At 71.5% G+C, this 26150-nt stretch carries 23 protein-coding genes and 1 tRNA gene; 12 read left to right on the forward strand and 12 right to left on the reverse strand.

What is annotated here, in order from left to right; all coding sequences use genetic code 11:
* Positions 1 to 67: 67 nt before the first annotated feature.
* From thrC to argS, 4 genes are all read right to left on the reverse strand, one after another.
* Positions 68 to 1117 carry a threonine synthase gene (gene thrC / locus ACGFIE_RS28345; protein WP_363679910.1) on the reverse strand — a complete coding sequence of 350 codons (1050 nt, stop codon included), beginning with the start codon at positions 1115 to 1117 and terminating at the stop codon, positions 68 to 70.
* A gap of 133 nt (positions 1118 to 1250) precedes the next feature.
* Positions 1251 to 2561 carry a homoserine dehydrogenase gene (locus ACGFIE_RS28350; protein WP_393300522.1) on the reverse strand — a complete coding sequence of 437 codons (1311 nt, stop codon included), beginning with the start codon at positions 2559 to 2561 and terminating at the stop codon, positions 1251 to 1253.
* Between the two features lie 8 nt (positions 2562 to 2569).
* The gene (gene lysA, locus ACGFIE_RS28355) at positions 2570 to 3955 is read right to left on the reverse strand and encodes a diaminopimelate decarboxylase (protein WP_393300262.1); all 1386 of its coding nucleotides are present in this window, start codon (positions 3953 to 3955) and stop codon (positions 2570 to 2572) included.
* Between the two features lie 4 nt (positions 3956 to 3959).
* Positions 3960 to 5633, reverse strand: coding sequence for an arginine--tRNA ligase (argS, locus tag ACGFIE_RS28360; protein WP_393300265.1), 1674 nt, complete (start codon positions 5631 to 5633; stop codon positions 3960 to 3962).
* A gap of 97 nt (positions 5634 to 5730) precedes the next feature.
* On the opposite strand from argS, the gene ACGFIE_RS28365 reads away from it, so the two are divergent.
* The 5 genes from ACGFIE_RS28365 to ACGFIE_RS28385 all read left to right on the forward strand — a co-directional run bounded on the left by ACGFIE_RS28365 (position 5731) and on the right by ACGFIE_RS28385 (position 9283).
* Complete coding sequence (locus ACGFIE_RS28365; protein ID WP_393300268.1) at positions 5731 to 6537, forward strand: DUF3105 domain-containing protein; 807 nt, start codon at positions 5731 to 5733, stop codon at positions 6535 to 6537.
* An 8-nt stretch (positions 6538 to 6545) separates the two neighbouring features.
* Complete coding sequence (locus tag ACGFIE_RS28370; protein ID WP_363679918.1) at positions 6546 to 7214, forward strand: DUF305 domain-containing protein; 669 nt, start codon at positions 6546 to 6548, stop codon at positions 7212 to 7214.
* A 378-nt stretch (positions 7215 to 7592) separates the two neighbouring features.
* The gene (locus ACGFIE_RS28375) at positions 7593 to 8285 is read left to right on the forward strand and encodes a winged helix-turn-helix domain-containing protein (protein ID WP_363679920.1); all 693 of its coding nucleotides are present in this window, start codon (positions 7593 to 7595) and stop codon (positions 8283 to 8285) included.
* A 92-nt stretch (positions 8286 to 8377) separates the two neighbouring features.
* A tRNA-Arg gene (locus tag ACGFIE_RS28380) sits at positions 8378 to 8449 on the forward strand.
* A 366-nt stretch (positions 8450 to 8815) separates the two neighbouring features.
* Positions 8816 to 9283 (forward strand): hypothetical protein, encoded by a 468-nt coding sequence (locus ACGFIE_RS28385; protein WP_393300271.1) that lies wholly within the window; start codon positions 8816 to 8818, stop codon positions 9281 to 9283.
* Between the two features lie 16 nt (positions 9284 to 9299).
* On the opposite strand, the gene ACGFIE_RS28390 is transcribed toward ACGFIE_RS28385, so the two are convergent.
* The 4 genes from ACGFIE_RS28390 to ACGFIE_RS28405 all read right to left on the reverse strand — a co-directional run bounded on the left by ACGFIE_RS28390 (position 9300) and on the right by ACGFIE_RS28405 (position 14837).
* Entirely contained in the window at positions 9300 to 11681 is a 2382-nt protein-coding gene (locus ACGFIE_RS28390; protein WP_393300274.1) for an ATP-binding cassette domain-containing protein, read from the reverse strand.
* A gap of 92 nt (positions 11682 to 11773) precedes the next feature.
* The gene (locus ACGFIE_RS28395; protein ID WP_363679928.1) at positions 11774 to 12223 is read right to left on the reverse strand and encodes a helix-turn-helix transcriptional regulator; all 450 of its coding nucleotides are present in this window, start codon (positions 12221 to 12223) and stop codon (positions 11774 to 11776) included.
* 92 nt (positions 12224 to 12315) lie between these two features.
* Positions 12316 to 13275 carry a DNA polymerase domain-containing protein gene (locus tag ACGFIE_RS28400; protein ID WP_393300277.1) on the reverse strand — a complete coding sequence of 320 codons (960 nt, stop codon included), beginning with the start codon at positions 13273 to 13275 and terminating at the stop codon, positions 12316 to 12318.
* Positions 13272 to 14837: an MFS transporter gene (locus tag ACGFIE_RS28405; protein ID WP_393300280.1), complete on the reverse strand. Its 1566-nt coding sequence runs from the start codon at positions 14835 to 14837 to the stop codon at positions 13272 to 13274. Before ACGFIE_RS28405 ends, ACGFIE_RS28400 begins: the two co-directional genes overlap by 4 nt.
* Positions 14838 to 14915: 78 nt before the next feature.
* Between ACGFIE_RS28405 and ACGFIE_RS28410 the strand changes: the two genes are divergently transcribed.
* The 3 genes from ACGFIE_RS28410 to ACGFIE_RS28420 all read left to right on the forward strand — a co-directional run bounded on the left by ACGFIE_RS28410 (position 14916) and on the right by ACGFIE_RS28420 (position 18262).
* On the forward strand, positions 14916 to 15347 hold the full coding sequence (locus tag ACGFIE_RS28410; protein ID WP_393300283.1) for a winged helix-turn-helix transcriptional regulator: 432 nt from the start codon (positions 14916 to 14918) through the stop codon (positions 15345 to 15347).
* A gap of 100 nt (positions 15348 to 15447) precedes the next feature.
* Positions 15448 to 15999: a TetR/AcrR family transcriptional regulator gene (locus tag ACGFIE_RS28415; protein ID WP_393300286.1), complete on the forward strand. Its 552-nt coding sequence runs from the start codon at positions 15448 to 15450 to the stop codon at positions 15997 to 15999.
* 34 nt (positions 16000 to 16033) lie between these two features.
* Positions 16034 to 18262: an MMPL family transporter gene (locus ACGFIE_RS28420; RefSeq protein ID WP_393300288.1), complete on the forward strand. Its 2229-nt coding sequence runs from the start codon at positions 16034 to 16036 to the stop codon at positions 18260 to 18262.
* Between the two features lie 58 nt (positions 18263 to 18320).
* On the opposite strand, the gene ACGFIE_RS28425 is transcribed toward ACGFIE_RS28420, so the two are convergent.
* The gene (locus ACGFIE_RS28425) at positions 18321 to 19577 is read right to left on the reverse strand and encodes an erythromycin esterase family protein (protein WP_393300291.1); all 1257 of its coding nucleotides are present in this window, start codon (positions 19575 to 19577) and stop codon (positions 18321 to 18323) included.
* Positions 19578 to 19677: 100 nt separating this feature from the next.
* Here ACGFIE_RS28425 and ACGFIE_RS28430 point away from each other — a divergent pair, with 100 nt between their 5' ends.
* Positions 19678 to 19869: a DUF2795 domain-containing protein gene (locus ACGFIE_RS28430; protein WP_363679940.1), complete on the forward strand. Its 192-nt coding sequence runs from the start codon at positions 19678 to 19680 to the stop codon at positions 19867 to 19869.
* 228 nt (positions 19870 to 20097) lie between these two features.
* Here the strand turns inward: ACGFIE_RS28430 and ACGFIE_RS28435 are convergent, their stop codons facing one another.
* Entirely contained in the window at positions 20098 to 21000 is a 903-nt protein-coding gene (locus ACGFIE_RS28435; RefSeq protein ID WP_393300294.1) for a Gfo/Idh/MocA family protein, read from the reverse strand.
* Positions 21001 to 21449: 449 nt separating this feature from the next.
* Here ACGFIE_RS28435 and ACGFIE_RS28440 point away from each other — a divergent pair, with 449 nt between their 5' ends.
* The 3 genes from ACGFIE_RS28440 (at position 21450) to ACGFIE_RS28450 (ending at position 23592) form a co-directional block, all read left to right on the forward strand.
* Entirely contained in the window at positions 21450 to 21842 is a 393-nt protein-coding gene (locus tag ACGFIE_RS28440; RefSeq protein WP_393300297.1) for a hypothetical protein, read from the forward strand.
* Positions 21835 to 22251, forward strand: a complete 417-nt coding sequence (locus ACGFIE_RS28445) for a hypothetical protein (protein WP_393300300.1) — start codon at positions 21835 to 21837, stop codon at positions 22249 to 22251. Before ACGFIE_RS28440 ends, ACGFIE_RS28445 begins: the two co-directional genes overlap by 8 nt.
* Positions 22252 to 22389: 138 nt before the next feature.
* Positions 22390 to 23592, forward strand: a complete 1203-nt coding sequence (locus ACGFIE_RS28450) for a DUF418 domain-containing protein (RefSeq protein ID WP_393300302.1) — start codon at positions 22390 to 22392, stop codon at positions 23590 to 23592.
* A 26-nt stretch (positions 23593 to 23618) separates the two neighbouring features.
* On the opposite strand, the gene fabG is transcribed toward ACGFIE_RS28450, so the two are convergent.
* Positions 23619 to 24377 (reverse strand): 3-oxoacyl-ACP reductase FabG, encoded by a 759-nt coding sequence (fabG, locus tag ACGFIE_RS28455; protein WP_393300305.1) that lies wholly within the window; start codon positions 24375 to 24377, stop codon positions 23619 to 23621.
* Positions 24378 to 24420: 43 nt separating this feature from the next.
* Positions 24421 to 26073 carry an alpha-amylase family protein gene (locus ACGFIE_RS28460; protein ID WP_393300307.1) on the reverse strand — a complete coding sequence of 551 codons (1653 nt, stop codon included), beginning with the start codon at positions 26071 to 26073 and terminating at the stop codon, positions 24421 to 24423.
* Positions 26074 to 26150: the final 77 nt, after the last annotated feature.

The following is a 26150-nucleotide window of genomic DNA, read 5'->3' on the forward strand; positions in this document are numbered from 1 at the left end:
CCGGATTCGATCACCGGAGCCCCCGCCGCCCCCGGCCGCGTCCCACCGCCGCCGGGCGCTACCGCTCTCAGGCCAGGTCGAGCGCGCGGGCCGCTGCCAGCGAGTCGTTCTCGATGGTCACCGGGGCGGGCGCGGTCGAGATCGCCCACTCGGGGTCCTTCAGGCCGTGACCGGTCACCGTGCACACCACTGTCGAGCCGGCCGGAACCGCGCCCGCCGCGGCCTGCTGGAGCAGGCCGGCCACGCTGGCCGCGCTGCCCAGCTCGACGAAGACCCCCACCTCGCGGGCGAGCAGCCGGTACGCGGTGAGGATCTCCCGGTCGGTCACCGCCGCGATCAGGCCACCGGAGGCGTCCCGGGCGTCGAGCGCCTTGGTCCAGCTCGCCGGGTTGCCGATCCGGATGGCGGTGGCGATCGTCGACGGCTCCGGCACCACCTGGCCGGTCACGATCGGCGCAGCCCCGGACGCCTGGAAGCCGTACATCTTCGGCGCCCGGGTGGTGGTGCCGGCGGCGTGCTCCTCCGAATATCCCATCCAGTACGCGGAGATGTTGCCGGCGTTGCCGACGGGCAGGCAGTGGATGTCGGGTGCGTCGCCGAGCGCCTCGACGATCTCGAAGGCGGCGGTCTTCTGGCCGTGCAGCCGGTCGATGTTCACCGAGTTGACAAGCGCGACCGGGTGATCCTGGGCCAGCTTGGCGGCGAGCGCGAGGCAGTCGTCGAAGTTGCCGCTCACCTGGAGCAGCTTCGCCCCGTGCACCAGCGCCTGGGCCAGCTTGCCCAACGCGATCTTGCCCTGCGGCACCAGCACGGCGCAGGTCAGCCCGGCACGGGCCGCGTACGCCGCGGCGGAGGCGCTGGTGTTGCCGGTGGAGGCGCAGATGATCGCCTTGTTACCGGCCTCGACAGCCTTGGAGACCGCGAGGGTCATCCCGCGGTCCTTGAAGGAGCCGGTCGGGTTGGCGCCCTCCACCTTCAGGTAGACGTCGCAGCCCAGCCGGGCCGAGAGCACGGGCGCCGGCAGCAGCGGAGTGTTTCCCTCGTGCAACGTGACGACCGGCGTGGCCGCGGTGACCGGCAGCCGATCCCGGTACGCCTCGATCAGACCCCGCCACATGTCGCTCTCCTCGCCTCTGTCCCTGCACCGACCCGAGCATCAGGCACCCTGGACCACCCTGCCGCAGCCATCGATGGCACACCCCGGGTTACCCACCTGGCGGGACGCGGGAGCCGCCCGGTGGTTCAACGAGTCAGGCGCCGCCCTCGACCCGCAGCACGCTCGTCACCGAACGGACGATGTCCAGGCCCCGCAGCTCGACCACCGTCGCGGCGAGCGCGGCGTCCGGTGCCACGTGGGTGACGATGACCAACTCGGCGTCGCCGTCCCGGCCGGGAGCCCCGCCCGCCGAGCCCTGCCGGACGGTCGCGATCGACACGTCGTGCCGGGCGAACACGCCGGCCACCGCGGCCAGCACACCCGGTCGGTCGGCCACGTCCAGGCTCACGTGGTAGCGGGTCAGCGCCTCGCCCATCGGCCGCACCGCCAGGGCCGCGTACGCGCTCTCGCTGGCCGCGCGGACCCCGGCGAGCCGGTTGCGGGACACCGCCACCACGTCGCCGAGCACGGCGCTGGCGGTCGGCGCACCACCCGCGCCCCGGCCGTAGAACATCAGCTGCCCGGCGGCGTCGGCCTCGACGAAGACCGCGTTGAACGCGTCGCCGACGCTGGCCAGCGGATGGCTGCGCGGGATCATCGCCGGGTGCACCCGGACGCTCACCGTCTCCCGGCCGGCCGGGTCGACACCCCGCGCCGCGATGCAGAGCAGCTTGATCGTGCAGCCCATGGCCTGGGCGCTGGCCATGTCGGCGGCGGTCACCTCGGTGATGCCCTCGCGGTGCACGTCGGCCGCCCCGACCCGGGTGTGGAACGCCAGCGAGGCGAGGATCGCGGCCTTGGCCGCCGCGTCGAAGCCCTCCACGTCGGCTGTGGGGTCGGCCTCCGCGTACCCCAGCTCGGTGGCCTCTTCCAGGGCCTCGGCGAAGCCGGCGCCGGTGGCGTCCATCGCGGAGAGGATGAAGTTGGTGGTGCCGTTGACGATGCCGGTGACCCGGTTGATCCGGTCACCGTGCAGCGACTCGCGCAGCGGTCGCAGCAGCGGGATGGCGCCGGCCACGGACGCCTCGTAGTAGAGGTCGCCGCCGCCCTCGGCGGCGGCTTCGTGCAGGGCCACGCCGTCCTCGGCGAGCAGCGCCTTGTTGGCGGTGACCACGCTCTTACCGGCCCGCAGCGCCTCGACCAGCCAGCTTCGGGCCGGCTCGATCCCGCCGACCACCTCGATCACCACGTCCACGTCGTCGCGCTTGATCAGGCCGAGCGCGTCGGTGGTGAACAGGTCCTCGTCGACCGGCAGGTCACCGCGGTCGCGGCCGAGCCGGCGGACGGCGATGCCGGCGATCTCCAGTGGAGCGCCGATGCGGGCGGCCAGGTCGGCCGACTGCTCGTGCAGCAGTCGGACCACCTCCTGGCCGACCGTGCCGCAGCCGAGCAGCGCCAAGCGCACAGGTGACGTCATCCCACATCCAATGCCAGCAGATCGTCTTCGGTCTCCCGCCGGACGATCAGACGCGCCTGGCCGTCGCGCACCGCCACGACCGGTGGCCGCGGCACGTGGTTGTAGTTGCTGGCCATGCTCCGGCAGTAGGCGCCGGTGCCGGGCACTGCGACAAGATCTCCGGGCTGCACGTCGGCGGGCAGGAATTCATCCTTCACCACGATGTCCCCGGACTCACAGTGCTTTCCCACCACGCGGGCGAGCAACGGCTGCGCGGTCGACGCCCGGGAGGCCAGCGTGGCCGAGTAGGACGCGTCGTAGAGCGCCGTGCGGATGTTGTCGCTCATCCCGCCGTCGACGCTGACGTAGGTGCGGAGGCCGTCGAGGTCCTTGACCGTGCCGACCTCGTAGAGGGTGAACACGGCCGGCCCGACGATGGCCCGCCCCGGCTCGATCGACAGGTGCGGCACGGCCAGGTTCTCCGCCGCGCACTCCGAGTCGACGATCTTGCGCAGGCGCTTGGCCAGGTCCTGCGGAGCAGCCGGGTCGTCCTGGGTGGTGTACGCGATGCCGAAACCGCCACCCAGGTCCAGCTCGGGCAGCTCCACCCCACGCGCGTCGCGGATCTGCGCCTGCAGGGCGAGCACCCGGCGGGCCGAGACCTCGAAGCCGCTGGCGTCGAAGATCTGCGAACCGATGTGCGAGTGCAGACCCCGCAGCTCCAGCACACCCTCGTCGAGGATCTTGAAGGCGGCGTTCGCGGCGGCGCCACCGGCCAGCGAGAAGCCGAACTTCTGGTCCTCGTGGGCGGTGGCGATGAACTCGTGGGTGTGCGCCTCGACGCCGACGGTGACCCGGACCAGCACCCGGGGCCGTACCCCGCGCTCGCGGGCCAACGCGGTGAGCCTGTCGATCTCGGTGAACGAGTCGACGATGATCCGCCCCACCCCGGCGTCCAGCGCCCGGGCCAGCTCGGCTACCGACTTGTTGTTGCCGTGGAAACCGATCCGCTCCGGCGGCATCCCCGCCGACAGCGCCGTGGCCAGCTCGCCGCCCGTGCACACGTCCAGGTGCAGCCCTTCCTCGGCGATCATCCGGACCACCGCCCGGCAAAGGAACGCCTTGCCGGCGTAGAACACGTCCTCGGTCGGGAAGGCAGCCCGAAAGTCACGGCAGCGCGAGCGCAGGTCGGCCTCGTCGAGGACGTACACCGGGGTGCCGAACTCGGCCGCGATGTCGCGGACGCTCAGGCCCGCGACGGCGACCGCGCCGTCGGCCCCGCGCGTCACCGACCGTGGCCACAGCGCCGGCACGAGGGCGTTGACGTCGGCCGGGGCACGCAGCCACGCCGGCCCCTGGTTGCTGATGTCCGCGTGCAGTGCTCCAGCCTCGTGAGCGCGCATCGTGCTACATCCTTTCCGGGGCGGAGACGCCGAGCAGGTGCAGCCCGTTGGCGATCACCGTGCGGGTGGCGTCGTTGAGCCAGAGCCGGGCGCGGTTGGCGTCGGTGACGGGCTCGTCGCCGCGCGGCAGGATCCGGCAGGTCGGCTCGTCGTAGAACCGGTGGTACGCCTGCGACACGCGCTCCTCGAGGTAGCGCGCGACCCGGTGCGGTTCCCGCAGCTCGGCCGCCGACGCGACCACGGCGGGGAACTCGGCGAGCGCCTTGAGCAGCTCGTTCTCCTTGTCGTGGTCGAGCAGGTCGGGGCGGAACCCCGCGCCGTCGCCACGGGTGAGGCCGACCTGGGCGGCCTGGCGGGCGGCGCTTGCCGTCCGGGCCGCCACGTACTGCACGTAGTAGACCGGGTTGTCGCGGCTCGCCCGGGTCCACAGTTCGATGTCGATGTCGATGGGCGAGTCGCTGGAGTAGCGGGCCAGCGCGTACCGGGACGCGTCCACGCCGATGGCGTCGACCAGGTCCTCCAGGGTGATCACCGTGCCGGCCCGCTTGCTCATCCGCATCGGGGCGCCGTCGCGCAGCAGGTTGACGAGCTGCCCGATGAGGATCTCCAGGTTGCGCTCCGGGTCGTCGCCGAAGCACGCGGCCATCGCCTTCATCCGGCCGATGTAGCCGTGGTGGTCGGCGCCCAGCATGATCACGACCCGCTCGAAGCCGCGCTCGCGCTTGTCCAGGTAGTAGGCGCAGTCCGCGGCGAAGTACGTCCACTCGCCGTTGGACTTGCGCAGCACCCGGTCCTTGTCGTCACCGAAGTCGGTGGTGCGCAGCCAGGTGGCGCCCTCGGACTCGTAGAGGTGGCCCTGCTCGCGCAGGCGGGCCAGGGCGAGGTCCAGCTCGCCGCGGTCGTGCAGGTCCTTCTCGTTGAAGTAGGTGTCGAACTCGACCCCGAAGTCGCGCAGCGACGAGCGGATCTCGTCGAACATCAGCGCGACGCCCTCGACCCGGAAGACCTCCTGGGCGGCGTCGTCGTCGAGCGAGCGCACCTCCGGCCGGCGGGCCTGCACCTCGGTGGCGATCTCGGCGATGTACGCGCCGCCGTAGCCGTCCTCCGGCGCGGGCTCGCCCTTGGACGCGGCGAGCAGCGAGCGAGCGAACCTGTCGATCTGGGAACCGGCGTCGTTGAAGTAGTACTCCGTGCCCACCTCGGCGCCGGTGGCCCGCAGCAGCCGGCTCAGCGCGTCACCGACGGCCGCCCAGCGGACCCCGCCGATGTGCACCGGGCCGGTCGGGTTGGCCGAGACGAACTCCAGGTTGATCTTCTCGCCGGCGAGCCGGTCGCTGCGACCGTACTCCGCGCCGGCCTCGACGATCAGCCGGGCGAGCTGGCCCGCGGCGGCGGCGTCGAGGCGGATGTTCAAAAAGCCCGGCCCGGCGATCTCCACCGACTTGATCCCCGGCGCCCGGCCCAGCTCGTCGGCAAGGGCGCTGGCAAGCTCGCGCGGTGGGACGCCCACCTTCTTGCTCAACTGCAGAGCGAGCGTCGAGGCGTAGTCGCCGTGCTCGGGGTTGCGCGGTCGCTCCACCACCGTGCGCTCCGGGAGCGCGGCGTGATCCAGGCCACGGTCGGTGAAGACGGCGTGGGCGGCGGTGAGGACGACCGAGGCGAGTTCTGCAGGAGTCACCCAACCATGTTATCGGGGGTAGACTCGGGCACTCGGCGGCTACCCTGCGCGTCATCCGGCCCGCCACTCCCCTGACCGACCGACCTGACGAGGCACGATGAGCATCAGCACCCCGGGCGGCCCTGAGCGCCGCCCGACCGTGGTCAGCACCGGCAAGAAGCCGGCTGCGGGCCGGCCGGCGTCCGGCGCCAAGGCCGGCACCGGCAAGCCGGCAGGCACGCCACGGGCAGGCGGTAGCGGCAAGGGCCCCCGCAAGCCGGTCAGTCCGGTCAAGGTGAGCCAGGGCCGGGCCTGGGGCCCGATCGCGCTCTTCGTGACAGTGGGCGTGCTGGCCGCCGGCATCATCGGCTACGGCGCCTGGGCGTCGTTCCAGGGCTCCAAGCCGTGGGACAAGAAGGCCAACGCCATCGAGGGCATCGTCAACATCCGCAAGACCGACAAGACGAGCCTCGAGTACGAGTCCCACAAGTCGGGTCCGCTTACCTACAAGTACTCGCCGCCCGTGGGTGGGGTGCACAACGCGGCCTGGCAGAACTGCATGGGTGACGTCTACGACGCCCCGATCGCCAACGAGCACGCGGTGCACAGCCTGGAGCACGGCGCGGTCTGGATCACCTACCGCCCGGATCTGCCGAAGGACCAGGTCGACAAGCTCGCCGGCAAGGTGCGTGGCGTCGAGAAGATGCTGATGAGCCCGTACGAGGGCCTGGACAAGCCGATCTCGCTCCAGGCGTGGGGCTACCAGCTCAAGCTCGACAACGCCGACGACAAGCGGATCGACGAGTTCATCAAGGACCTGCGGGTGAACGCCTCCGTCGAGGGTCCGACCGCCCTCTGCAACACGGGCGTCACCGCCACCGGCACCACGCCGCGCGACCTCCAGCAGCAGCCCCCCACCCAGTAAGGACGGCTATGACAGCCCCCGCCACCACCGACACCGAGCACGACGACGTCGTGGCCGCCCCGGACGAGGACGGCCGGGCCCCGGCGCGGCGCTACGGCCTCGCGGCGCTCGCCATCATGGTGGTGGTGGGCCTGCTGCTCGGGTACGCCGGCGGCCTGCTCACCCCCCGCCTCGTCCGGCCCGGTGACTCCTCGGTCGAGGCGGGCTTCGCGCGGGACATGACGACCCACCACGCCCAGGCGGTGGAGATGAGCCTCATCGCGTACCGGTCGGCGACGCTGCCCGAGGTCCGGCAGATCGCCGTCGACATCGCCACCGGCCAGCAGGGCGAGATCGGCGCCATGCAGACCTGGCTGCGCGAGTGGGGTCTCAGCCCGACCGGTTCGAAGCCGCCGATGTCGTGGATGTCGGACGGGGCCACCGTCAAGGACGGGCTGATGCCGGGCATGGCCACCCCCCAACAGATGGCCTCGTTGCGCGACGCCAAGGGCATCGAGGTCGACAGGCAGTTCCTGAAGTTGATGTACGACCACCACCTGGGCGGCATCCACATGATCGACGCGGCGCTCGGCGAGACCGACAACGCCGAGGTCGTACGGGTGGCGCAGACCATGAAGAACACCCAGCAGTCCGAGCTGAACAACCTCCGGCAGCTCCAGGCGCAGGCCAAGGGCTGATCCACGGCACGGGCGTACCGGGCCTGCGTCACCGCCACCCATTGGCGGGGCGCGGGCCCGCGCCGTCCGGGCACAAGCCCGACCCGAGCCGCCCCGGCGCGGGCGCGAGCCCCGCCCAGCGCGCCGCGGGCCGCGGGCCGCGGGCCGCGGGCCGCGGGCCGCGGGCCGCGCGCCGCGATGATCGACTCGGGTTCCTGGAAGTCGGGGTGTCCGAGGCACGCTGACAGCCCGGTTTCCAGGAAACCGGGGTCGATCAACGCCCGCCATGTCCGGATAGTTCCTCATGGGGTGATTGACCGAGACAGGCGATTACGTTGCTTAGAGAGTTTTCTCCACACATATCGTGACCAGAGATGATTCGAGCTCGTTGCCCAAGACGTGGGGGTTGCACTCAGAGACGCACGGCGCTCGGTCACCAGTTGGTGCCGACGCCACACCATCGGCGGTGACGGGGCGGTGGCAGCCGTCCGTCGCGGACAGCGGCAGGGCGAGCCGGGAACGCTCAGTCGCGAACAGGAACTCGAACTGATCGACACACTCCGGGGCGTCCACCCCGACGAGTTCGGCCTGGACGACGAGCTGTGGACGCGGCAGAGCCTCACCACGCTCATCCAGCGCCGGTTCGACCTACCGCTGGACGCGGGCGCGGTCGGGGCGTACCTGCGGGCCTGGGGGTTGGGTCCGCGGGAACCGCGCGAACGGGCCTGCGGGCTCTGCGTCAGCGCGGTCGAGCGCTGGGTACGTAGCGAGTATCCGGCGATCACCCGGACGGCCCAGGAGCACCTGGCCGAGGTCTACTGGATCGGTCGGGTGCGGCTGCGCGGCACGATGCCGGCGGCGGACGTGATCTCCGCGGTGTCGTCCCGGGGCCGGGTGCGCTTCATGATCACCACGCCGACTGTCGACCCGCCGCTCCCCCGCGACTTCGTGCTGCGACTCAGTGGCGAGGAGCAACGCACCGTGCACCTGATCGTGGACGGGTCCTGGCCACGCAACGAGTGGCCACGGCGCCTGCCCCGGCGGATCGTCCTGCATCCGCTGCCCAGCTGTGGGCGGGCGATCGCGGCCTGACCACCGGGCGGGCCGGTCACCGACACGATCGGCTCGCCCGATACCGATTCGGCGTACGCGGAGGAGGTTTGCTAGTCTTCTCCAGTCGCTGAGCCCCCGTAGCTCAGGGGATAGAGCACCGCCCTCCGGAGGCGGGGGCGCAGGTTCGAATCCTGCCGGGGGCACAAGCTTTGGCGCTCCATGTCCGCTGAGAATCGCGGACCTGGGGCGCTTGTCATTTCTGCTCCGGGGCCGAGCCCCGGACCCCACGCACCCGGCGCCGGCTCGCGTCGAACCCCCACGCACCCGGCGCCGGCTTGCGTCCGACCCCCGGCGCTCCCGGCGCCGGCTCGCGTCGAACCCCCACGCACCCGGCGCCGGCTCGCGTCGAACCCCCGGCGCTCCCGGAGCCGGCTCGCGTCGAACCCCCACGCACCCGGCGCCGGCTCGCGTCGAACCCCCAACGCTCCCGGAGCCGGCTCGCGTCGAACAACGCGCGGAGCACCCCACATCCCTCGACAGCATTCGCGCCCTAGATCAAGAATGGCGCCATGCTGTTTCTCGTGTTGCTCCTCGCCGCGCTGAGCGGGGTCGCCGTCGCGGTGTTCCTCACCGTTCGTGGGCTCCGCGCGGTGGTGAGAAGAAGCGAACGCTCCCGCCCAGGGGGTTGGCTGCGGGCTGCGGCGCTCCTCGCGGGTGCGGCGGCTGTCGCGATGTACGCGTGGGGCCTGCTCCACGTCGGCTTCGCGGTCATGCAGGCGGAGGACGGCGGCGCAGGCTCCTTCCCGATCGAACCCTGCCGGGAGGCCGGGCCGCAGCTCGCCAGCCGGGTCGACGGGTACGCGGTCAGCTACCTCCCGATCCGCTTCGAGTGCCGCCTCAGCGACGGCGGCACATACGTCACCTCATCCGTTCCCGGGTACGTCAACCCGGTCGTGGCCGCCCTCGGGCTGATCACCGCCACGAGTGGGATCCTCGGCAGCACGACGGCACGGCGCGCCCGACCGCCGGTGGCGTGACCGTTCGACAGGCCCGTCACGAGCCGACGTATGCCGCCAGGTGCTCCCCGGTGAGGGTGGAACGGGCGGCGACGAGATCGGCCGGGGTGCCCTCGAAGACGATCCGGCCGCCGTCGTGACCGGCGCCCGGACCCAGGTCGATGATCCAGTCGGCGTGCGCCATGACCGCCTGGTGGTGCTCGACGACGATCACCGACTTGCCGGAGTCGACGAGCCGGTCCAGCAGGCCGAGCAGTTGCTCGACGTCGGCGAGGTGCAGGCCTGTGGTCGGCTCGTCGAGGACGTACACGCCGCCCTTCTCTGCCATCCGGGTGGCCAGCTTGAGCCGCTGCCGTTCGCCGCCGGACAGTGTGGTCAGGGGCTGACCGAGGCTGAGGTAGCCGAGGCCGACGTCGACGAGCCGGTCGAGGATGGCGTGCGCGGCCGGCGTACGTGCCGCACCCGTACCGAAGAACTCCTCGGCCTCGCGCACCGACATCGCCAGCACCTCGCTGATGTCGCGACCACCGAAGCGGTACTCCAGGACCGACGCCTGGAACCGCCTTCCCTCGCACTCCTCGCAGGTGGCGGCGACACCTGCCATCATTCCCAGGTCGGTGTAGATGACGCCGGCGCCGTTGCAGCCGGGGCAGGCGCCCTCGGAGTTGGCGCTGAACAGCGCCGGCTTCACTCCGTTGGCCTTCGCGAACGCCTTGCGGATCGGGTCGAGCAGACCCGTGTACGTCGCCGGGTTGCTCCGTCGCGAGCCACGGATCGCGCTCTGGTCGACCGACACCACCCCGTCGGAGTCGGACACCGAGCCGTGGATCAGCGAACTCTTTCCCGAGCCGGCCACGCCGGTCACCACCACGAGCACGCCGAGCGGGATGTCGACGTCGACGTCGCGCAGGTTGTGGGTGGCCGCGCCGCGTACCTCAAGGACACCCGTCGGCTTCCGCACGGACGTCCTCAGGCGGGCCCGGTCGTCCAGGTGCCGCCCGGTGAGCGTGTCGCTGGCGCGCAGCCCGTCGACAGTGCCCTCGAACACCACCTCGCCACCGCCGGTCCCGGCGCCGGGGCCGAGGTCGACAACGTGGTCGGCGATGGCGATCGCCTCCGGCTTGTGCTCCACCACCAGGACCGTGTTGCCCTTGTCGCGCAGGCGCAGCAGCAGGCCGTTCATCCGCGCGATGTCGTGCGGGTGCAGCCCGATCGTCGGTTCGTCGAAGACGTACGTGACGTCGGTGAGCGACGACCCGAGGTGGCGGATCATCTTGGTGCGCTGCGCCTCGCCACCGGAGAGCGTGCCCGACGGCCGGTCGAGCGACAGGTAGCCCAGCCCGATCTCCTCGAACGAGTCGAGGAGGTGTTGCAACCCGGTGAGCAGCGGCGCCACCGACGGCTCGCTGACGCCCCGGACCCAGGCCGCCAGGTCGCTGATCTGCATCGCGCAGACGTCGGCGATGTTCTTGCCTTTGATCTTCGACGACCGGGCCTCGGCGCTGAGCCGGGTGCCGGCACAGTCGGGGCAGGTCGTGAACGTCACGGCACGGTCCACGAAGGCGCGGATGTGCGGTTGGAGCGTGTCCACGTCCTTGGCGAGGAACGACTTCTGGATCTGCGGGATCAGGCCGACGTACGTCAGGTTGATGCCGTCGACCTTGATCTTGGTCGGCTCCCGGTGGAGCAGGTCCTGCAACTCCTTCTTCGTGTACTTGCGGATCGGCTTGTCCGGGTCGAAGTAGCCGCAGCCGCGGAAGATCCGGCCGTACCAGCCCTCCATGCTGTAGCCGGGGATCGTGATCGCGCCCTCGTTGAGCGACAGGCTGTCGTCGTAGAGCGCGGTCAGGTCGAAGTCGGTGACCGCGCCCATCCCCTCACAGCGCGGACACATGCCGCCGAGACGGTTGAAGGTCGCCTTCTCGGTCTTGGTCCGGCCCGCGCCGCGGTCCACCGTGATCGCGCCGGTAGCCCGCACCGAGGGGACGTTGAAGGAGAACGCGTTCGGCGAGCCGATGTGCGGTTGCCCGAGCCGGCTGAAGAGGATGCGCAGCATGGCGTTGGCGTCGGTGGCGGTGCCGACTGTGGAGCGGGCGTTGGCGCCCATCCGCTCCTGGTCGACGATGATCGCGGTGGTCAGCCCGTCCAGCATGTCGACCTCGGGCCGGGTCAGCGTCGGCATGAAGCCCTGCACGAAGGCGCTGTAAGTCTCATTGATCATCCGCTGCGACTCGGCGGCGATGGTGCCGAACACCAGCGAGCTCTTGCCGGAACCGGAGACCCCCGTGAACACCGTCAGTCGGCGCTTCGGAAGCTCGACAGTGACGTCCTTGAGGTTGTTGACGCGCGCGCCCTGCACCCGGATCAGGTCGTGCCGGTCGGCGAGGTGCGCCGCGGGCGGGTCCGTGGCCTTGCTCATGGTGTCTCCATCTTCTCGGGCGGGCGGGGGCCCTCAGGTCACGGCCGGCGCGGCTCGGGGAGGCTCGCCCACGCCGGTGCGAGCCGTGCCAGTCACGCTATGGGCGGCGGCGTGACCTGGGCTTCTCGATTCCTGATCGGTCTGGTCACCTGCTTCGCCGTGCACGACGGCATCCCGGCCGTCGCGAGCGCCGCCTCCCGCCGGTAGGTGCTCGGCGGCACACCTACCAACTCGGTGAAGCGGGTGCTGAAGGTGCCGAGCGACGAGCAGCCGACCGCGAAACAGACATCGGTGACGCTCAGGTCACCGCGACGCAGCAGCGCCATCGCGCGCTCGACGCGCCGGGTCATGAGATAGCTGTACGGAGATTCGCCGTAGGCGAGCCGGAACTCCCGACTGAGGTGTCCGGCCGACATGTGGACGCCCCGGGCGAGCGCCTCGACGTCCAGGGGCTGCGCGTACTCCCTGTCGATGCGGTCACGGACACGGCGCAGCCGCGCGAGATCGCTCAGGCGCTGGCTCTCGGCGGATCGGCTGCTCACCTGGGAAATCGTGCCACAGACCCCCGACGAGATGGACCGCCCAGGACCGCGCGCCTCGCCCTGTCGCGGCGTGATCGGGCTGGCGCGTACCGTCAGCCTGCCTCGCGGCGGGCGCGGGCCCGGCGCTTGCCCTCGTGCATGGCCTGCACCCGGGCCACCGGGATGGTCCGGCCCTCCTCGACCAGGTCGGCGGGGAGCGACTGCGGCGCCGGCATCAGCGCGACCCACGGGTCGCCCCCGGCGACAAGTGGCGGCACCGTCCGGATGGTGAAGTCGGCCGGGGTCACCTCGGTCAGGTCGGACCAGTCGACCGGGAAGGAGACCGGCATTCCGGGCCGCAGTCGCGGGCTGTACGCGGCCACGACCGTCGCACCGCCGGCCCGGGTGGCGTCCACGAAGACCTTCCCACCCCTGTCTTCCTTGATGTACGCCGTGGTGGCGAGCGCCGGGTCGAGCCGCTCCGCGCGGACGGCGAGCGCCCGGGTGGCGGCGGCCAACTCCTCGGCGGTGGGGTCGCCCGACACCGGGACGAAGACGTGCACGCCCTTGGCGCCGCTGGTCTTGACGGCCCCGGCGAGGCCGGCGTCGGCGAGTGCCTGCCGGACCAGCAGAGCGGCGGCGACGGCCGCGCGGAACCCGTCGCCCTCCGGCGGGTCCAGGTCGAGCACCAGGTGCGTCGGCCGGTGCAGGTCGGCCACCGTGGCCAGCGTCGGGTGGTACTCGACGGCCCGCTGGTTGGCTAGCCAGAGCAGGGTGCGCCTGTCGTCGCAGAGGGCGTACGAGATCTCCCGGTGGGACGCCTCGGCCCAGACCGGCGTCCGGCGGACCCAGTCCGGGGTGTAGCGGGGCAGGTTCTTCTGCATGAACGGCGGCTGGCCGGGGCGGACCCGGATCACCGACAGCGGCCGGTCCCGCAGCTGCCCGATGATCGGCTCCCGGACCGCGTCGAGGTAGTCGACCAGGTCGCGCTTCGTCGCGTCGTCACGGTCGGACAGCGGCTGGTCCAGGTTGGTCAGGGCCACGCCGTCGCGGGTCTCGTCAGCCTCACTCACCCGATCACCCTCTCGGCCCCGGCGTCGTCGGTCAACCGGACGCGGCGCTTCGACACGGAACGATTCCGGTGCCCGGCGTCATCGAGGGATGCGTCGACCTCGGCCGACGAGTCGACCTCGGGCCGCGAACCGGCCGGCCCGTCGGCCTCGGGCCGCGAGCCGGCCGGGCGCCGGGGCAGGGTGCCCAGCGCCACCAGCAACGCGGCGAGCACCAGGCCGGCGGCCACGGCGTACGCGACCCGGTAGCCGCCGGCCAGCGCCACCACCTCGGCCCGACCGGCTGCCCGGAGGCCGTCGCTGCGGGCCGCGGCCAGGGTCGCCAGCGCGGCCAGGCCGACCGCCCCACCGACCTGCTGGGTGGTGTTGGCCAGCCCGGACGCCAGCCCGGCGTCGCTGTCGGTCGCGCCGACCATGGCCAGCGTGGTGACCGACGGCAGGGTCAGGCCGCCGGCCACACCGAAGACCACAAGCGCGGGGAGTACGTCGCCGAGGTAGCCGCCGTCGGCGGGTAGCCGGGTGAGCAGCAGGAAACCGGCAGTCGCCAGGGCCAGCCCGGCCAGCAGCACGGTTCGGGCGCCCCAGCGGCCGATCAGTCGACCGGCCAGGCCGAGCGAGATCACCGCGATCACCACCGGGGTGGGTAGGAACGCCCAGCCGGTGGCCGCCGCGTCCAGGCCGAGCACCAGTTGCAGCTCCACGGCGAGCAGGAACTGGAAGCCGAAGAACGCGGCGATCATGAGGAACTGCACGGCGTTCGCGGCCACCAGGCCCGGGACGCGCAGCATCCGGGCGGGCACCAGCGGGGTCGCCGCCATCCGTTGGCGCAGGATGAACCCGCCGAGCAGCAGCGCCGCGACGGCGACCGCGCCGAGGGTCCGCGGGCTGGTCCAGCCGTACTCGCCGGTCCCCACGATGCCCAGCACGGCGGTCATCAGACCGGCGGTGACGAGCAGCGCGCCGGGCAGGTCCAGGCCGGCCCGCAGGCCGATCCCCCGTTCGGCGGGGAGCAGGCGGAGGGCCGCGAGCAGGACGGCGGCCCCGATCGGCAGGTTGACCAGGAAGATCGCCCGCCAACCGGCCCCATCGGTGAGCACCCCACCGACGACGGTGCCGATCGATGCGCCGGCTGCCCCGGTGAAGCTGAAGACGGCTATGGCGCGGGCCCGCTCGACCGGCTCGGGGTAGAGCCGGACGATCATGCCGAGGCTGACCGCCATGGCGAGCGCGCCACCGACGCCCTGGCCGAATCGCGCGGCGACCAGCAGCCCCGGACCGGTGGCGACCGCGCAGGCGAGCGAGGCCAGCGTGAACAGGGCGACGCCGGCCAGGAAGACCGCCCGCCGGCCGAGCAGGTCGCCGAGCCGGCCGGCGAGCAGCAGCAGCCCGCCGAACGCCACCAGGTACGCGTTTACCACCCACGCCAGGCCGGCGGCGGTGAAGCCCAGGTCGCGTTGTACGGAGGGCAGCGCGACCGCCACCACGGTGCCGTCCAGAATGATCATCAGGCTGCCGGCGCAGAGCACGAGCAGGGCCGGCCAGCGGGCCGGGACGGTACGGTCCATCGCACGCCTCCTTGGTGCACGGTTTGTTACCGACGTCATCGTCTGTGACCATGAGCCGGAGCGGAAGGAGGCACTCTGATGTCCCAGAGGAACAGCGATGTGTCCGCGCCCGTCGCGGCGGAGTCCACCTGCGCCGCCGGGAACGTGCCGTTCACCCCCGGGCAGGCCCGGGCGTGCACCGTCCGCGAGGTGCTGGACCGGGTCGGCGGCAAGTGGAGCATCGGCATCCTGGTGGCCGCGTCGAACGGCCCGGTGCGCTTCACCGAGCTGGAGCGGCACATCGAGGGCATCAGCCGCCGGATGCTCACCCTGACCCTGCGCAACCTGGAACGCGACGGTCTGCTGCACCGCACGGTCTATCCCACCGTCCCGCCGAAGGTGGAGTACACGGCCACACCGATGGCGCTGGAGCTGTACGAGTCGCTGGTGGCGCTCACCAGTTGGGCCGAACGGCACCGCCGGGCCATCGCCGAGGCGCGGAACAGGTACGACGCCGAGCACGCCGGCTAAACCAGGGGCCCGTGTGGGGAACGCCACGGCGTTCGTCTGACCGATCGGTCAGGATCTGACCGATCGGTCAGGCATGCTGGTTTCCGGAGGTGGACCGGTGATGGCCAGAGCGGTGTCCGAGACGCACGGTGAGATTCTCGCCGCGGCGGCGCGACGGTTCGCGGTGACCGGCTACCGGGGCACCTCGTTGCAGGACATCGCCCGGGAGGTCGGCTGCTCCAAGGCCACGGTGCTCTACCACTTCGCCAACAAGGAAGCCCTGCTCGCCGAGCTTATGGCACCCGCGATCGGCGTGCTGCGCGACCTCGACGACCAGCTCACCGGCCAGACCGGAGCGGCCGCCCAGGAGGTCGCCGCCCAGGGCTTCGTCGACCTCGCGGTCCGGTTCCGGCGGGAGATCGCGGTGCTGCGCGGCGAGTTCCCCGAGCTGCTGTGCCAGCCGGCTTTCGCGCACATCCAGCAGATCTCCGACCGGCTGCGCGACGCGTTGGCCGGGCACTCCGACCGACCGGGCGCCCGGATCGCCGCGCTGGTGCTGCTCGCCGGCATCTCCGAGGCGTGCGCCGAGTTCGCCGACATCCCCGACGACGAACTGCGCGCCGCCCTGCTCGCCCTCGTCCGGCGGGCCGTCGAACCCGTCGACGCACCCTGACCCATCCACCCACGACCGAGGACAAGGACTCCTGATGGCCACCCTGCTCTACCGGCTCGGCCGGGGCGCGTTGCGCCGGCGACGGCTCGTCGTCGCGCTCTGGCTCGTCGTACTCGTCGGCGCCGGTCTGGCCGCGGCGACGCTGCGCGGCCCGACGGCGAGCAACTTCACCATGCCCGGCACCGAGAGCCAGCGCGCGCTCGACCTGCTCGCCGAGCAGTTCCCAGCGGCCAGCGGCGCGACCGGCACCATCACGGTCAAGGCGCCCGCGAACGGCCAACTCGCCACCCCGCAGGGCCAGGCCGTGGTCCAGGAGCTGGTCCAGCAGGCCGCGACGCTGCCCGGCGTGGTCGGAGCGGTCAACCCGCTCCAGGTCGGCGCGGTCTCCCCCGACGGCCGGTACGCGCTGATCCAGGTCCAGTTCGCCACCGGCGGCGACGAGGTGACCGACGAGCAGAAGGACGCGTACGAGCAGGTCGGCGCGGCGGCGAAGGCGCAGGGTTGGCAGGTCGCCCCGGGCGGCGAGGTGCTCGGCGGGGAGCCGGAGATCGGCTCGACCGAGGCGCTCGGCGTGCTTGTCGCCGCGATCGTCCTGATCATCACGTTCGGCTCGCTGGTGGCCGCCGGGATGACCATGCTCAACGCGCTGATCGGCGTGGGCGTCGGCATGGCCGGCCTGTTCGCGCTGAGCGGCGTCGTCCAGTTGACCAGCACGGCGCCGATCCTGGCGCTGATGCTCGGCCTCGCCGTCGGCATCGACTACTCGCTGTTCATCACCTCCCGGCACCGGCAGAACCTGCTCGACGGCCTGCCCCCGGACGAGGCCGTCGGCCGGGCCGTGGGCACCGCCGGCTCCGCAGTTGTCTTCGCGGGCGCCACGGTGGTCATCGCGCTCGCCGGGCTGGCCGTGGTGGACATCCCGTTCCTCACCGTGATGGGTCTCGCCGCCGCCGGCACCGTCACCGTGGCCGTGCTCGTCGCAATCACCCTCCAGCCGGCGCTGCTCGGCTTCGCCGGACGCCGGGTGCTCCCCCGGCGGCTGCGCGCCGTCCCCACCGACGGCACCGACGTCACCGCCGCTGACGAGGACGACACGGACGTCACCGACCGACCGGCCGCGACGACGACCGAGGAGAGCAACCGGTTCGGCTTCCGCTGGGCGCGCCTGGTCACCCGGTTCCGCGTACCTGTCATCCTGGTCGGCCTGCTCGGCCTGGGGCTGCTCGCGCTGCCCACGCCGGACATGCGGCTGGCCCTGCCGGGCGCCGCGACGGCGGCCGTCGGCTCCCCCGCGCGGATGGCGAACGACCTGACCGTCGAGGGCTTCGGCCCGGGCTTCACCGGCCGGCTCGCGGTGGTGGTCGCCGGTGACTCGCCGCAGGCCACCTCGGCCGCCGTACCGCAGGTCACCGCGCTGCTCCAGCGCACCGACAACGTCCTCGCGGTGGCGCCGCCCCAGCTCAGCCCGGACGGCCGGACGGCGCTGCTCGGCGTGATCCCGAAGACCGGCCCGACCGACGCGGCCACCGAAACCCTGGTGCACGACATCCGCGGCTCGGTGAGCGGCATCCGCGACGCGGACGTGCTGCTCACCGGCGTCACCGCGATCGGCATCGACGTGTCCGAGAAGCTCTCCGACGCGCTGCCGGTCTACCTGCTGCTGGTGGTCGGGCTGTCGGTCCTGCTGCTGATGCTTGTGTTCCGCTCGCTGCTGGTGCCGGTCAAGGCCGCGCTGGGCTTCCTGCTCACCGTCGCGGCCACGTTCGGCATCACGGTGGCGGTGTTCCAGCAGGGGCACCTCGCCGACCTGGTCGGCCTGGACACGCCCGGCCCGCTGATCAGCTTCCTGCCGATCCTGCTCATCGGCATCCTGTTCGGGCTCGCCATGGACTACGAGGTGTTCCTGGTGTCCCGGATGCGGGAGGACTTCGTGCACGGCGCGACCGCCCGCCAGGCCACGATCAGCGGCATGGGACACGGCGCCCGCGTGGTCACCGCCGCCGCCCTGATCATGATGTCGGTGTTCGGGGGCTTCGTCTTCCTCGACGACCCGGTGATCAAGTCGATGGGCTTCGCGCTCGCCATCGGCGTGGCCATCGACGCCTTCGTGGTCCGCATGACGATCGTCCCGGCAGTGATGTCCCTGCTCGGCGACCGCGCCTGGTGGCTTCCCCGCTGGCTCAACCGCGCCCTGCCGAACGTCGACATCGAGGGCGAGGGCCTGCGCACCCACCTGACGACCCAGACCCCCACCCGGGTCTGACCCGTTCCGAACACGGAGGGTGCGGCACCCCCTCGGGGGCCGCACCCTCCGGCATCGCTCACACGCCTGCCGGGTACGTCTCCATCTCACCGGGAACGGCCGGGACCGCCAGCGGGTGCAGGGCCGTCGTCTCGTCACACCAGATGAGGGCGTCGTAGCGTTCCCCGAGCCGGGTCGGCACGTAGTTGCCCCAGGACTCGAAGGACGGGTCGTAGACCACCCCGATCGCCCGGTGGTCCGCGGGTTCGGTGACCCAGTCCGGCTGGTCGTCGCCGCCGAAGACGAGCACCGCACGCTCCGGCATCAGCTCGTGCAACCGCCGTTCCACCGAGCCCTCCCGCGCCGGCGGCACCACCATCGCCTCGGAGGGCGAGCCCCACCGGGGAGCGGCGATCACCGTGCCCCGGTAGGTGCCGAACCCGATCAACGCCACCGCGTCGTCGCCGTGCCGCTCACGAGCCAACTGACCGATGTTGATCATTCCGTCGGCGGCCATGTCGGTGGCCCGCGCATCCCCCACGTGCGTGTTGTGCGCCCAGACGATCCCGCGGGCGTCCGGGCCGTAGCGTTGCAGCAGCCGGTCCAGGGTGTCCTGCATGTGGGTGTCACGGATGTTCCACGAGTCCGGGCCGCCGGCCACCATCGCCCGGTAGTACCGCTCCGCGCCGGCCACCACCTCCGCGTTCTGCCAGGCCGAGAAGCGGTCCGGGCCGTCCGACATGGCCTGTTCCCGGGTACGCGCCAGCAGCCGGACGACCTCCTCCTCGCAGCGCGCGGAGACGAACCGACTGGCCGCGCCGTACTCCTCGACCCGCTTGCCGTACGGCTCGAAGCACCGGTACGCGTCCTGCGCCGCCTCCAGCGAGGTCGGGTCCTCCTCCCCCAGGTAGTCGAAGATCGCCTGCATCGACTCCCAGAGGCTGTAGACGTCGAGCCCGTGGAAACCGGCACGCCCGTCCTCCGGCCGTTCCAGGTTCCACGCCCGCAGCCAGCGGCAGAAGCGTGCCACCTCGGCGTTCGCCCACATCCAGGTCGGCCACCGCTCGAAGTGTTCCAACGCGGTCTGCGGATCGGGGGCCCCTCCCGGCGCGGCGGTGACCGAGCGGTGCACCCGGTCGCAGTCCGGCCAGTCGCCCTCCACGGCCACGAACGAGAAGCCGCACTCCGCGATCAGCCGGCGGGTGAGCTGCTCACGCAGCCGGTAGTAGTCGTAGCTGCCGTGGGTGGACTCGCCGATCATCACCACCCGGGCGTCCCGGACGCGCTCCAGCAACGGGTCGAAGTCGCTCGGCGCGCCGAGCCGCTGAACCAGCATGGCAGCGGCTACCCGGCGGCCGCGCCGGCAAACCGGCGGCGCGTCGCCCGCCGACACGCCGTGCGCGTGTACGGCTGCGGCCAACGGGTAGCCGACCGGCATGACCGTTCCCGGCGTGCAGTTGCAGGAGTACCTGGCCGGCCTCGACTACCCGGTCTCCCGCGAGGACCTCGTCCGTTGGGGGCAGGAGAACGGGGCCAGCACGGCCATGTTGCAGATGTTGCAGGCGTTGCCGGCCGAACAGTTCGAGTCGCCGGCCGAGTTGAGCGAGGCGCTCACCACCCTGGCCTGACCGGCCGGTCACCGCACGTGCAGCAGCCGAACAGCACCAGCCACTGCTCCGACCAGACGTACCCACCCGGTGTCCGACCCAATGCGCGTCCCGCGCAGAGCGGCCGCAACCCGGGCCCCCTGCTCACCGCTGCGTTGATCATGAAGTTATTGCCACGACACGCCGGGCGGGACGGCAATAACTTCATGATCAACAGGGTGGGGGGGGGGGGTGGGGGGCCGGGGGGGGTTACTGGAGGGGGATTGTGCGGGATTCTGTTCGGGCGGTTTCGGCGGCGGCGAGGATCGTCACGACCTCGCGGCCGAAGCGGACGTCGCAGCGGTGGTCGCGGGTGCCGGTCCGCACCTGCTCGACGAGCTGGTCGATCGCGACACCGAACGCCGTGGCGGGGTCGTTCTCGCCGACCGGGACGGTCTCGATCCCGTTCTCGCCGTAGAACACGAACTCCCGGGCCATCGCCTCGCTCGGGGCGTCCAGGGACAGCGAGGCGCTGCTGGTGGCACCGCCGTCGTGGGTGAGCAGCAGGTGCACCATCCCGCTCGGCCCGTCCATCGCCGCCACCCGGGTCACCCGACCCAGCACCGGCAGGAGAATGGAGAGCGCGTGCGGGGCGATGTCCCAGAGCGCACCGTGTTCACGACGCCAGAGGGAGCCGCCGTACGGGCTGCCCTCCTGGAAGATCGACGCGAACGCCGTGGTGCGGCCGTGCTGCCAGCCACCGGCGGCGGCGGTGGAGGCGAGGAACGCGGTCACGTTCGGCTGGAAGCGCTGGGTGAAGAACACGACAGACGCGACCCCGGACGCCTCGGCGGCGGCGACCACGCGGTCGGCGTCCTCGACGGTCAGTGCCAGCGGCTTGTCCAGCAGCAGGTGACGGCCGGCGGTGGCGGCACGGACCGCGATGTCGGCCTGAACGTCCGGCGGCAGCGCGACAGCGATCGCCTCGCACTGCTCGATCAGCGCGTCGACATCGGCGTAGGCAGGCACCCCGTACCGCTCGGCCAGCGCCGAGGCCCGCTCCGGGTTACGCCCCCACACGCCTACCAGTTCCGCTTCCGGGTGTGCGTGCAGTGCCTTACCGTGCGTCTCGATCGCCCAGTGACCGGTGCCGAACAAGCCGAACCGCAGCACGTGTACCTCCGCTGTTTCCCCGCACCGTGGCGACGCCACGGACGCGATCCACGCTAGTCGCCCCAGCAGGGGCACCGGCGGCGGGTCGACCAACCGGAGCAGTTCATGTCCGGTGCCACCGGGGCGTGACCGGGGTCCGGTCGATGCCTGTAGAGCTGCCCCAGATGTGGGGCGGCGGCGCCGCCGGCCGCGCACACTGTGGCCACCGGCTGCATGATCGACTCGACTTCCTTGACTCCGGGGCATCCGCAGACAATCGACACCGCGCCTTACCGGAAACCGAGTCGATCAAGGCGTCTCTCGCCGCGCCCCACTCGTGGGGCAGCTCTACAGCGAGCGGCCGACACCCTGCCGGCCACCCCCGTCCGGTGGCGGCGAGGCAGGTCAACCGGGTACTACGACGGTTAGTAGACTGTGCCGGTGACCGAGGCAACGACCGGCTGGGGCCGATGACGAGCGCGGCGGCCGACTCGCCTGTGGACGGGCTCCTCGCGACGGCGTCGATCGTGCTGTCGCTGCTCGTCGCCGTGTGGGCGCTGGTCGCGGCGGTACGCCAACGGCCACCGGACCGGGTGCAGTTCACCGGCCTTGCCGTACTCGAACTGGCGCTGCTCGCGTTGGGGGTGCTGGCCCTGGTCGCGGTCGGTGGCGGGGACCGGCCGGGCGAGCCCGGCGCGTTCTACGGCTACCTCGTCACGCTTGTCTGCCTGCCGCCGCTGGCGTGGGTGCTGGCCCGGATGGAGCCGACCCGCTGGGGGTCGGCGATCGTCTGCGCGGTCTGCCTGGTCGCGCCGGTAGTGGTGGTCCGGCTGCAGCAGACCTGGGAGGTCCTCGGTGGTTGAGACACAACCGGCCCGACGCGCCACGAACGCGGGTCCGGGTCGGCTGCTGATCGCGGTCTACCTGCTCTTCGCCATCGCGGCGACGAGTCGGGCAGGTCTGCAGATCGCCACCAAGTTCGACGAGGCCCCGGTCGCGTACCTGCTCTCCGCTCTGGCCGCGATCATCTACATCGTGGCCGCGATCGGCCTGGCCCGTGCCGGGCACACCGGCCGACGGGTGGCGCTGGCCTGCTGCTCGGTGGAGCTGGTCGGGGTCGTCGCGATCGGCATCCTCAGCGTGGTCGACAAGGACCTGTTCCCCGACGAGACGGTGTGGTCGCAGTTCGGCAGCGGGTACGGCTACATCCCGCTGGTGCTGCCGGTGCTCGGCCTGTACTGGCTCTGGCGCACCCGCCGCGACCCGGCCTGACCCGAACCACCGGCAGCCGAGGTAGGGCACACCCCACCGGCGACCGTCCCGCTCACTGGCTGTCATCCGGACAGGCCGCTTCCTAGGGTCACAGGAGAGTCATCGAACGCTACTCCTGGCCGTTCCGGAGGTGGTCACGTGCATCCTTCCATCGAGGACCCGCCCGTCGAGAGCCGTACGTCCGGGACGCTCTCCCGGATCATCGACGTCGACGCTCTGCGGGCCGTGGCGCTGCTCCTCATCCTGATCGTCAACATCGCCTTCTTCGCCTCCGGCTACGCCTTTCAGCTGGTCCCGGATCCCGCACAGGACTCGTGGGGCGACCGGACGGTCCTGTGGCTGGTCGAACTCCTCTTCACGATGAAGGCGTACCTGCTCTTCTCCTTTCTGTTCGGCTACAGCTTCACGCTCCAACTCGATTCCGCCGCACGGCGGGGCGTCGACTTCGCCCCACGATTCCGGCGACGACTGGCCGGGCTCTTCGTGCTCGGCATCCTGCACGCGGTGCTGCTGTTCCAGGGCGACATCCTGACCACGTACGCATTGCTCGGTCTGGCCCTGCTCGCCATGCGACGAGTCGCCGTCGGGACCGCCCTGCGCACCGCCGTGCTGGTGACCGGTGGGATCGGCTTCGTCCTCGCGCTCGCCGCCGTCGGCGGGGTCCAGTTGGTCACCGATCCGGCGACGGCACTCGCGGCGGGGCAGCGGTCCACCGAGGCGCTACAGGGTGGCCTCGGCTCGGTGATCGCCGAGCACGTACGCCAACTGCCGGCGATGGTCGGCGCGCTGGTCGTGCAGGGGCCGCTCGCCTTCTCGGCCTTCCTCGTCGGTTACGCGGCCGGGCGGCGTCGACTGCTCACCACAGTCGTCGAGAACCAGCAGCTCCTGCGCCGGGTGCAGCACATCGGCTATCCGGTCGGCCTGGCCGGCGCGGTGGTCTTCGCATCGGGCGGGGGCACCGCCAACCTGACCGGGCTGACGGCGGGCGTGCTCACCGCGCCACTGCTCGCGGCGGCGTACGCGGCCAGCCTGCTCCAGTTCTTCCAGACCGACCGGGGGCGGCGAGTGGTCGCCGTACTCGCGCCGGCCGGACGGATGTCCCTGTCGAACTACCTGGGCCAGTCGCTGCTCTGCGTGCTGGTCTTCACGGGTGTCGGTCTGGGGCTCGCGGGATCCGTCGCGCCTGCGTTCGTGGTCCTCATCGCGGTCGCGATCTACGGTGTGCAGCTCGCCGTCAGCGCGGTGTGGATGGCCCGGTTCCGGTACGGGCCGATGGAGTGGCTGTTGCGGGCCTGGACCGAGCTGCGGTGGCCACGGCTGACGAGGGCGCTTCCTCGGTGAGCAAGCGCCCTCGTCGGACGGCCGGGTCAGGCCCGTGGGCCACCGGCGACGTAGATGACCTGGCCGGAGACGAATCCGGCCCCCTCGCTGGTCAGGAACGAGATGGTGTGCGCGACGTCCTCCGGGCGCCCCGGACGACGGACCGGGATCTCGGCGGCGGCGTGCTTCTGGAGGTCCTCGAAGTCGACCTTCATGCGGGCGGCGGTGGCCGCGGTCATGTCGGTGACGATGAAGCCCGGCGCGACCGCGTTGACAGTCACCCCGAACGGCCCCAGTTCGATGGCGAGCGTCTTGGTGAAGCCCTGTAGGCCCGCCTTGGCCGTCGCGTAGTTCGCCTGACCCCGGTTGCCCAGCGCGGACGTGCTGGAGAGGTTGACGATGCGGCCCCACTTGCGGTCCACCATGTGCTTCTGCGTGGCCTGGCTGAACAGGAACGCGCCGCGCAGGTGCACTCCCATGACCGTGTCCCAGTCGGCGTTGGTCATCTTGAACAGCAGGTTGTCGCGGAGCACGCCGGCGTTGTTGACAAGCACGGTGGGCGCGCCAAGGTCGGCGGCGACGCGGGCCACCGCCGCCTCGACCTGGTCGCGGTCGGAGACGTCGGCGCCCACACCGAGCGCACGACCGCCCGCGCCGACGATGGCGTCCACCGTCTCCTTGGTGGCGGCCTCCTCGATGTCGACCACGGCGACGGCCATCCCGTCGGCGGCCAGCCGTCGGGCGGTGGCCGCGCCGATGCCGCGTGCGGCTCCGGTGACGATGGCGACGCGGGACTCCTCCGACATGATTACCTCCCGGTAACGTGGGGTCGATCGGAGGAGCTTAACGTCAGAACCCCCGACCCCGGCATAGGCGAATCCACCGGTATCCGTGCCCGGAGACCTTCACCGCGCCGAGCTTGCCCAACTCGCCGTAGCCACGGTCGGTGAGCACGTCGATCGGCAGGTCGGCCTCCGGTTCCAGGCTGCTCAGGTCCACCTCGACGTCGTCGGTACCCAGGTTGTGCAGGAAGACCATCGTCCCGGTCGGCCCGTCCGCGCGGTGTGCCAGCACTCCGGCCGGCACCGCCACGTCGATGTGGGTGGTCGAGCCGGAGCCGATCTCGGGGGCCTCCCGCAGGGTCCGGATCATGCGCTCGAACCAGGCGAGCAGCGACTTCGGGTCGCCGCGCTGGGCGGTGACGTTGACTGTCTGGTAGCCGAACTCACCCTTGTCGAGCACCGGGCGGACCAGCTTCTCCGGGTCCGCGGTGGAGAAGCCGGCGTTCGGCTTGTACGACCACTGCATAGGCGTACGGATCGCCTCCCGACCGGGCAGCGACAGGTCCTCGCCCATCCCGATCTCCTCGCCGTAGCGCAGCACAGGCGTGCCGCGCAGTGAGAACTGCAGGGCGTACGCCAGCTCGATGCGCCGCCTGTCGTTGCCGAGCATCGGGGCGAGCCGGCGACGGATGCCCCGGTCGTAGATCCGCATATTCTCGTCCGGGCCGAACTCCGCGTACACCTGGTTGCGCTGTTCGGTGGTCAACCGGGACAGGTCGATCTCGTCGTGGTTGCGCAGGAAGGTGGCCCACTGCCCACCGACGGGGAGCGTCGGGGTGTCGCGCAACGCCTCGATCAGCGACTCCGGGTCCTGCCGGGCCAGGGCGAGCATCAGCCGGCCGTTGAGCATGAAGTCGAAGAGCATGTGGATGCGGTTGCCGGAGCCGCTGGTGTCGCCGAAGAACGTGGGCAGTTGGTCCGGTTCGACGTTCGCCTCGGCCAGCAGGACGGCGTCGCCGCGCCGCCACTGCACGTGCTGGCGCATCTCGGTGAGGAACTCGAAGTCCTTAGGCGAGTCCGGGTTGCCCGGCTCGGTCAGCTCGATGATGAACGGCACGGCGTCCATCCGGAAACCGGAGACCCCGAGCTGGAGCCAGAACGACATGATCTTCTTGACCTCGGCGCGGACCTGCGGGTTGGCGAAGTTGAGGTCCGGCTGGAACTTGTAGAACCGGTGGTAGAACCACGCCTTGGCCGTCCGGTCGTAGCTCCAGGTCTCCTTCTGCTCCCCGGGGAAGACCATGCCCTGGTGCCTGTCGTCGGGCTCGGTGTCGGACCAGACGAACCAGTCGCGGTACGGCGAGTCCGGCGACGAACGGGCGGACTGGAACCACGGGTGCTCGTCGGAGGTGTGGTTGACCACCAGGTCGATGATCACGCGGATGCCCCGGTTCTGCGCCTGGTGCAGCAGCTCGGCGAAGTCGCCGAGGGTGCCGAAGCGCGGGTCCACGTTGTAGAAGTCGGTGACGTCGTAGCCGTCGTCGCGGTTGGGTGACGGGTGGATCGGGTGCAGCCACAGACAGGTCACGCCCAGCCGCGCGAGATAGTCCAGTCGGCCGATCAGTCCTCGGATGTCACCGACACCGTCGCCGTCGGAGTCGGCGTACGTGTCGATGTCGAGGCAGTAGACGACGGCTTCGGAATACCAACGGTCACCCATGCCGGAGGAACATCTCCGGTCGATCACCACGGCAAACCCGGGCGGCGGGGCCCGGCGCGGTTGGTTACCGTGCCGGT

Origin of the sequence: Micromonospora sp. NPDC049275 (assembly GCF_043197115.1) — a bacterium.
GTDB lineage: Bacteria > Actinomycetota > Actinomycetes > Mycobacteriales > Micromonosporaceae > Micromonospora.

Excerpts from the sequence above, each read along its gene's own strand:
- thrC (WP_363679910.1), bottom strand. The coding sequence starts at position 1,117 with ATGTGGCGGGGTCTGATCGAGGCGTACCGGGATCGGCTGCCGGTCACC.
- lysA (WP_393300262.1), bottom strand. The coding sequence starts at position 3,955 with ATGCGCGCTCACGAGGCTGGAGCACTGCACGCGGACATCAGCAACCAG.
- ACGFIE_RS28365 (WP_393300268.1), top strand. The coding sequence starts at position 5,731 with ATGAGCATCAGCACCCCGGGCGGCCCTGAGCGCCGCCCGACCGTGGTC.
- ACGFIE_RS28370 (WP_363679918.1), top strand. The coding sequence starts at position 6,546 with ATGACAGCCCCCGCCACCACCGACACCGAGCACGACGACGTCGTGGCC.
- ACGFIE_RS28385 (WP_393300271.1), top strand. The coding sequence starts at position 8,816 with ATGCTGTTTCTCGTGTTGCTCCTCGCCGCGCTGAGCGGGGTCGCCGTC.
- ACGFIE_RS28390 (WP_393300274.1), bottom strand. The coding sequence starts at position 11,681 with ATGAGCAAGGCCACGGACCCGCCCGCGGCGCACCTCGCCGACCGGCAC.
- ACGFIE_RS28405 (WP_393300280.1), bottom strand. The coding sequence starts at position 14,837 with ATGGACCGTACCGTCCCGGCCCGCTGGCCGGCCCTGCTCGTGCTCTGC.
- ACGFIE_RS28410 (WP_393300283.1), top strand. The coding sequence starts at position 14,916 with ATGTCCCAGAGGAACAGCGATGTGTCCGCGCCCGTCGCGGCGGAGTCC.
- ACGFIE_RS28415 (WP_393300286.1), top strand. The coding sequence starts at position 15,448 with ATGGCCAGAGCGGTGTCCGAGACGCACGGTGAGATTCTCGCCGCGGCG.
- ACGFIE_RS28420 (WP_393300288.1), top strand. The coding sequence starts at position 16,034 with ATGGCCACCCTGCTCTACCGGCTCGGCCGGGGCGCGTTGCGCCGGCGA.
- ACGFIE_RS28425 (WP_393300291.1), bottom strand. The coding sequence starts at position 19,577 with ATGCTGGTTCAGCGGCTCGGCGCGCCGAGCGACTTCGACCCGTTGCTG.
- ACGFIE_RS28430 (WP_363679940.1), top strand. The coding sequence starts at position 19,678 with ATGACCGTTCCCGGCGTGCAGTTGCAGGAGTACCTGGCCGGCCTCGAC.
- ACGFIE_RS28440 (WP_393300297.1), top strand. The coding sequence starts at position 21,450 with ATGACGAGCGCGGCGGCCGACTCGCCTGTGGACGGGCTCCTCGCGACG.
- fabG (WP_393300305.1), bottom strand. The coding sequence starts at position 24,377 with ATGTCGGAGGAGTCCCGCGTCGCCATCGTCACCGGAGCCGCACGCGGC.
- ACGFIE_RS28460 (WP_393300307.1), bottom strand. The coding sequence starts at position 26,073 with ATGGGTGACCGTTGGTATTCCGAAGCCGTCGTCTACTGCCTCGACATC.